The sequence below is a fragment of the Mycobacterium sp. TH-M82 genome, assembly GCF_057473605.1.
Genome location: NZ_JBYCKY010000358.1, coordinates 1 through 6199 on the forward strand (window position 1 = coordinate 1; position 6199 = coordinate 6199).

The 6199-nt window shown below is 63.7% G+C and carries 6 protein-coding genes; 3 read left to right on the forward strand and 3 right to left on the reverse strand.

Annotated features, from left to right (window positions below):
- On the reverse strand, positions 1-838 hold an 838-nt coding region (locus tag AC2VON_RS11040; RefSeq protein WP_486952998.1), incomplete at its 3' end, for a Rieske 2Fe-2S domain-containing protein.
- 157 nt (positions 839-995) lie between these two features.
- Between AC2VON_RS11040 and AC2VON_RS11045 the strand changes: the two genes are divergently transcribed.
- The 3 genes from AC2VON_RS11045 (at position 996) to AC2VON_RS11055 (ending at position 2827) form a co-directional block, all read left to right on the forward strand.
- Positions 996-2207, forward strand: a complete 1212-nt coding sequence (locus tag AC2VON_RS11045; RefSeq protein ID WP_486952993.1) for a cytochrome P450 — start codon at positions 996-998, stop codon at positions 2205-2207.
- Positions 2208-2304: 97 nt separating this feature from the next.
- Positions 2305-2616, forward strand: coding sequence for a type II toxin-antitoxin system Phd/YefM family antitoxin (locus tag AC2VON_RS11050; RefSeq protein ID WP_486952994.1), 312 nt, complete (start codon positions 2305-2307; stop codon positions 2614-2616).
- Positions 2609-2827 (forward strand): PIN domain-containing protein, encoded by a 219-nt coding sequence (locus tag AC2VON_RS11055; RefSeq protein WP_486952995.1) that lies wholly within the window; start codon positions 2609-2611, stop codon positions 2825-2827. Before AC2VON_RS11050 ends, AC2VON_RS11055 begins: the two co-directional genes overlap by 8 nt.
- Here the strand turns inward: AC2VON_RS11055 and AC2VON_RS11060 are convergent.
- Both AC2VON_RS11060 and AC2VON_RS11065 read right to left on the reverse strand, forming a co-directional pair.
- Positions 2820-3902 (reverse strand): IS630 family transposase, encoded by a 1083-nt coding sequence (locus AC2VON_RS11060; RefSeq protein WP_486952996.1) that lies wholly within the window; start codon positions 3900-3902, stop codon positions 2820-2822. The genes AC2VON_RS11055 and AC2VON_RS11060 overlap by 8 nt on opposite strands.
- A 391-nt stretch (positions 3903-4293) precedes the next feature.
- A partial coding sequence (locus AC2VON_RS11065) for an alkaline phosphatase family protein (RefSeq protein ID WP_486952997.1) occupies positions 4294-6199 on the reverse strand: 1906 nt, incomplete at its 5' end.

Here is a 6199-nt window from a genome sequence, read left to right on the forward strand (position 1 = left end):
CGCCCGGCTCGCGGATGGATGCCTGAGTGTAGAAGTAGTCGGTGTAGTCCTCGTCGACCGGCGTCTGCCCGGTGACCTGGACGGTGGCCACCAGGTCGCTGGGGAACCGGACGAAGCCGATGCCGAGCGAGTAGTTGTCGTAGACGATCTTGGCGGTGACCGGCCCGTTGGGGGTCAGCCACGTCTGCGGCCGCCCGCCGCCGAAGTCGGCTTTGACGGTGGCGTGCAGGTGGTAACCGGACACCGTGAACGACGCGGTGTTGGCCGGGTTGGCGGCCTTGTGCACGTACTGCACGTGGTAGGGGTCGGCCGCGTTCTCGATGATCATCTGCGGGTGCACCTTGACCCGGTTGAGCATCCGGGTGTGCGGGTGCAACGGGTAGTACTCGCCGCTCTCCAGCTCCGGAATCACCGGCGGCCGCCAGTATGGTGCCCGGCCGTGCCTCTCATGCCAGACCAGGATGAAGCCGTACCACTCCATGCTGGGGTAAGTCCGGATGCGCACGGTTTTGTTGCAGCCGATCTTGCTGTAGGGGATCAGCGCGTTGCTGCCGTCGCCGCGCCAGTGCCAGCCGTGCCAGGGGCAGACGATGTGTTCACCCTCGACGGTGCCGCCGACGCCCATGTTGGCGCCCAGGTGCTGACAATAGGCGTCGAGCACGTTCACCCGGCCCGATGCGGTGCGGAACAGCACCAGTTCCTCGCCGAAGTAGTGCACCCGCTTGACCTCGCCGGGAGCCAGCTCGGAGGCGAAGCCGACGATGAACCAGCCGGTCGGGAAGCGGTACGTCGACAGCTTGATGCCGGTGGGCCCAAACTCACGTTCCGAGGCATCCATGGCGTCGCCAGAAACTGTTTGTGTCACGAGCCTCTCCGTCTGCTAGGGAACCCAGTGGCGGCAACCCCACTCCCCCGCCTATTTTTACTATTTTAGACATTGCACGTCAATCGTCCGGCACGGCATGGCCGGTGCACCGATTGGATCGGGGTTGCCCATGAGCACTGCGGCACTGGATCTGTCCGACTTAAACCTGTGGCGCCATGGCTTTCCCGACGAGTTGTTCACCGAGCTGCGGCATACCCGACCGCTGTTCCGCCACGACCGCACCCGTGGTGTGGCCAGGATCGGCGTCAAGCGCGACTTCTGGATCACCACCAAACACCGCCATGCCGCGCGCATCCACCGCGACGCCGAGTCGTTCACGGCGGCCGACGGTCCGCTGATCCAGCCCGCGGGGACGTTCGCGTCCTATCCGACCATCGTCAACTTGGACGAGCCGGAGTTGAACAAACGCCGCAAGCTCATCTCGAGTGCGTTCACACCGCGGGCGGTCGCCACACTCGAAGACGGCATCCGGGCCCGGGCCGCGCGGATGATCGATCACCTGCTGGCCGGCGGTGGCGGGGACTGGATCACCGACGTCGCCGACGCGCTGCCGATGACGGTCATCGGCGACATCATCGGCATGCCGGAAGCAGACCGGCCCCGGATCTTCGGGGTTTTCGACCGCATCTTGGCCGAGCCGGACGAGCTCGACCTGTACGCCGCCATCTTCGGCTACGCGCTCGAGCTCACCGCCGAGAAGCGGCGCAACCCCGTCGACGACATCTGGAGCAGGCTGGCCTCGGCGGTGATCACCGGCGACGACGGCGAGCAGTTTCGGTTGCCGGAAAACGAGTTGGAGATCTTCTTTTTTGTGCTGGCGTTCGCCGGCAGCGACACCACCAAGAATGCGCTGGCGGACGGGGTGCAGGCGTTCGTGGCCAATCCGGAGCAGATCGAGCGCTACCGCGACGACGAGGCGGTGCGGCCGGCCGCCGTCGAGGAGGTGCTGCGCTGGACCACGCCGGTGGCGTACTGGACCCGCACCGCCAAGGTCGACATCGAGATGGACGGCCGGCACATCCCCGCAGGCGACCGGGTGGTGTCGATGCTGCGGTCGGCCAACCGCGACGAGGAGGTCTTCGATGACCCGTTCACCTTCGACATCGGCCGTGCGCCCAACCCGCATGTCGCGTTCGGCGGCGGCGGGCCGCACTTCTGCCTGGGCGCCAATCTCGCCCGCGCCGAACTGCGCGCGGTCTTCGACGAACTGCTGCTGCGCTGCGACAACATCACCCTCGGGCCGGCGAAGGTGACCTATCCCAATCTGGTCACCAACATGTCGATCTACGACGAGATGGCGATCTCGCTGACCGCCCGTTGAGCCTACTCCGTCAACCCAGCCCTGGATGCCAGCCGGCGAGACGAGCGAACTGGTCGCGCCGTCCACGATACCGCTATGAAAGTGCTATATTTGCGCTATGAGTGTGGAGATTCGGCAGTCCGAGCTACGAAACGACAACGCCGCCGTCATGCGGCGGGTCGCCGCCGGCGAATCGTTCGTCGTCACGGTCAACGGCCGTCCCGTGGCCGACGTGGTACCACACCGGGAGACCAGCCGCCGCCGGTTCGTGCCCGCGACCGATGCGATAGCCGCGCTGACCGCAAGCCCACTCTCCGCCGAGGACGCGCAGCGGTGGTGGCACGACATCCGCGAAGGCGGCGACGAGCTATCCGGGCCCGATACTCCGGAAGACCCGTGGGCGCGGCAAACAGATGCCGCCGGTGAGTAGCCGGCCACGCCGGGCGCTGCTGGATACCTCTGTCGTGATCGCCCCGCCGACCGCACAGCAGGTTCATCGGTACGCCGACGAACTGGCGGTGTCGGTGATCACGATCGGAGAGTTGCAGTACGGCGTCACCGCCGCGACCGACCCGTTAGAACAGACCCGCCGACGCCAGCGCGTACAACACACGCTAGTGGTGTGTCTCGCAATTAATTGACTGTGTCTAGTGTTGCGCGGGCTCGCGCAACTTTGGCCAGGATCGATTCGGCGGTGGCAGTCCACACGTAGGGCTTGGGGTCGTCGTTGTGGGCGTCGATGTATTCCTGGATCGCGGCGACTAACTCCGGTACCGACCCGAAGACCCCGCGTCGCAACGCTTTGTCGGTCAACTCACGAAACCACCGTTCGACCTGATTGAGCCACGACGAGGAGGTCGGCGTGAAATGCAGGTGAAAGCGGGGATGTTTGTCGAGCCAGGCCGCCACCTCGGCGTGCTTGTGGGTGGCGTAATTGTCCAGGATCAAGTGGATCGCCAGGCCCTTGGGCACCTGCTTATCGATGGTCTTGAGGAATTTCAACCATTCCTGATGGCGATGCCGAGGCATGCACTGGCTGATGATCATGCCGGTGAGCACGTTGAGCGCGGCGAACAAGGTTGTGGTGCCGTTACGTTTGTAATCGTGGGTCATCGTTGCCCCGCGGCCCTTTGTCATCGGCAGGGATGCCTGCGTGCGGTCGAGCGCCTGCACCGAGGACTTCTCATCGGCGCATAGCACGATCGCGTTCTCGGGCGGGTTCAGATACAGACCCACCACGTCGACCAGCTTCTCTTCGAATTTTGGGTCGTTCGACACCTTGAAGGTGTCGACTCGGTGCGGTTTGAGGCCCAACTCGTTCCATACCCGCTGCACACTGCTTTTGGAGACCCCGGCGGCCTCGGCCATCGTCCTTGTGCTCCAATGGGTTTGGCCCTGCGGGTGGCTATCCTTGGTCAGCGTCACGATCTTCTCGATCGTGGCGTCCGGGATCGAGGGCTTGCGGCCGCGGCCTTCACGGACCTGCCCGAACTTGACCAGACCATCCTCGGCGAACCGGGTGCGCCAGTTCGCTACGGTGGCCCGCGACACCGACAGCCTGGCAGCGATCGTCGCGTTCGCCACGCCGTCGGCAGCCATCAGCAAGGCCTTGGCCCGCACCACTTCCCGATGCGCGCCAGACTGCGATCGGGCCAACACCTCCAACACCTCGCGCTGTCCAGCAGAAACCGTCAGTGCGGGTACGGGTTTGCTCATACCCAAAATCATATCAATACTCCGCTGATTATTTGCGGGACACACCACTAGAGAGGTTCGACGTACTGCCATTCGACATAGCCACGACCGAATATTACGGCGCGATAGCAACATTGGTACGTCAGCAGGGAAGGAACCCGCGCGCCAGACGCATGGATTTACAAATCGCCGCGACCGCAGCGCGGCACGGCCTGATATTGCTGACACGCAACTCCGGCGACTTTGCCGGCCTGCAGTCTGCGCTCACCGTCGTCGACCTGTCCAACTGACAACCGGTCAGAATCCGGTTCACGCCCCCACCATCAGGCGGCATGGAAAATCGAGGCTACCTCCCAATACGATGACGTACATCGAGGCGTGCGAGCTTCCAGTGTGGTCCCAGTGTCGACCATTATTTCCAGAACGCATTCATGGGCTCGGCGTACTTCTCGTTGTCGGTGAGCGGGGCCAGCGTTCCCGACGCAGGACGCAAGGCGTCTGCGATTGTGGCCATCAGGTCGTACACGTTGTAGTCGGTGTCGGTGGTGACATGGGCTTGCATCCCTCCCTCCGTCACGGCACCCTGGTTCGGGATGACGATCAGCGGAACGTTGTTGCCGTCGTTCTCGATGCCCAGTGACGGTTCGTTATTGTCCTCGTCGAACGTGATGAAGATCGCATCCTTCTCGTTCGGGTCAGTCCACGTCGGCGAGTGCTCAATGGTCGATACCGCGATCTGGAGGTACTCGTCCTCCTGTAGCAGGCCGGACTGCGTAGGAAAGACCTCGTTGGTAATAAACCTGAGATCGCTGATAACGGGACCGTCAAATTGACCGTAGCTGATCGTGTTGGGTTTGACCCACGCGAAGTCCGGGAAGGTGCTCGGGTTCTGCAGAGCGCTGGCCAAATCCGACTGCGGGAAAATGTGTTCGCGCAGGAAGGCGGCAGTGTTGTCGTAGACGTAGGTGAAAGCGCCGAAGGGCGTTGCGTTGACGGCGTCATCCGGCGTTATGTCGGTGGTACCCGCCGGGATGCCCTGGTCGTAGCTGGCCCACGTTACGCCCGCCTGATCCATTTCCTGCATGAGGCTGGGTGCATTGACGGAGCCCCCACCGTCGTTGTAGTCGAAGCCGAAGGCTGACCCGCCCATGACCTCGATGTAGTTGGGGTTGCTGGGGTGGCCCTCCGAGTGGTAGCCGCTGTCGAAATCTTCTGTCTTGATCAGGCTGTTGATGAACGGAGCGTTGGGGTTGCCCACGACGTATTTGTCGCCCTGGTTTTCCAGGTAGATCAGGAACACGTGATTGAGTTGGCCGACGTCGGACGTCGGTGTGGTGAGCGGTGCGGCGGTGAGGCTTGGATCGCCGACCGTGAACGACTCGTTGGCGGCGTAGGCGCCGTTGTAGTCGTCGAGCAACTTGCTTTCGTCGTTGAAGGTTATGGTCACCTGCGCGGAGGTGGTGCCCTCCGGGACCGTCCCGGTGATGTCGCGGTGCTCAAACCCGGTGATACCCAGGCGATCAAATTCCGTGACCGGCTTGAGCGAGTCGGTGCCCAGAACCTGCCCATTGGAGCCGAGGAAGGTGACCTGCTCTGAGGTGTAGGACGGGTTCAGCCATTGGCCGCCGAGATCTGCACTCAGGTTGAACGGCGTTCCGGCTGCGCCGGTGAGGTTGACGGTTTGGCTGATGCTGGAGGTGGCCACGGGTCCGCCGCCGGCGAAATTGTCGTCGCCGGCCGGGGTGTCCGGCGGCGCGTGCTGCGGAAAGTCCATGAAGAACGGCAGGTCTGGGAACCGAGAACTGAGCGGCGACGGAAAATTGCGCGGGGTGCCGTACTCCATCACGGTCGGGGTGCCGGTCTCCTTCCAGCCCGGAATGATCACCCCCTCGTAGCCCGACCCGTCCGGGTCGGCAATTTCGAAGTGGGGATTGACCAGCAAGTTCTGACTCATCGACTGCGCATCAGCGCCGGCGGTGGCTTCGGCAACCGGAGCGAAGTGGTTCAACAAGGTGCTCAGCGCGGTGTCCACCTGCTTACCCAGCGCGCTGCCACTCCAGTCCTGCTCCAGCGCATGCAACCAGCCATCACCCGGGTTGGCCGCAGCCACCGAGCCGGCATCGACGGCACCCGGTTCTGGAACCGTCGCAGAAACGCCCGACAGATCGCCCAACGAACCCGTGATCGCAGAGAGGGCCTGGTCAATGACTGCGTCAAACCCCTCGCCACGGGCCTTGGGCGCGTCGGCCAGCGGCCCAAGCCCGAACGTCAAGAACGCACTGATCGCCCCGGTCGTCCCGATGGCGCGTCGACCCCGC

Excerpts from the sequence above, each read along its gene's own strand:
- AC2VON_RS11045 (WP_486952993.1), top strand. The coding sequence starts at position 996 with ATGAGCACTGCGGCACTGGATCTGTCCGACTTAAACCTGTGGCGCCAT.
- AC2VON_RS11060 (WP_486952996.1), bottom strand. The coding sequence starts at position 3,902 with ATGAGCAAACCCGTACCCGCACTGACGGTTTCTGCTGGACAGCGCGAG.
- AC2VON_RS11050 (WP_486952994.1), top strand. The coding sequence starts at position 2,305 with ATGAGTGTGGAGATTCGGCAGTCCGAGCTACGAAACGACAACGCCGCC.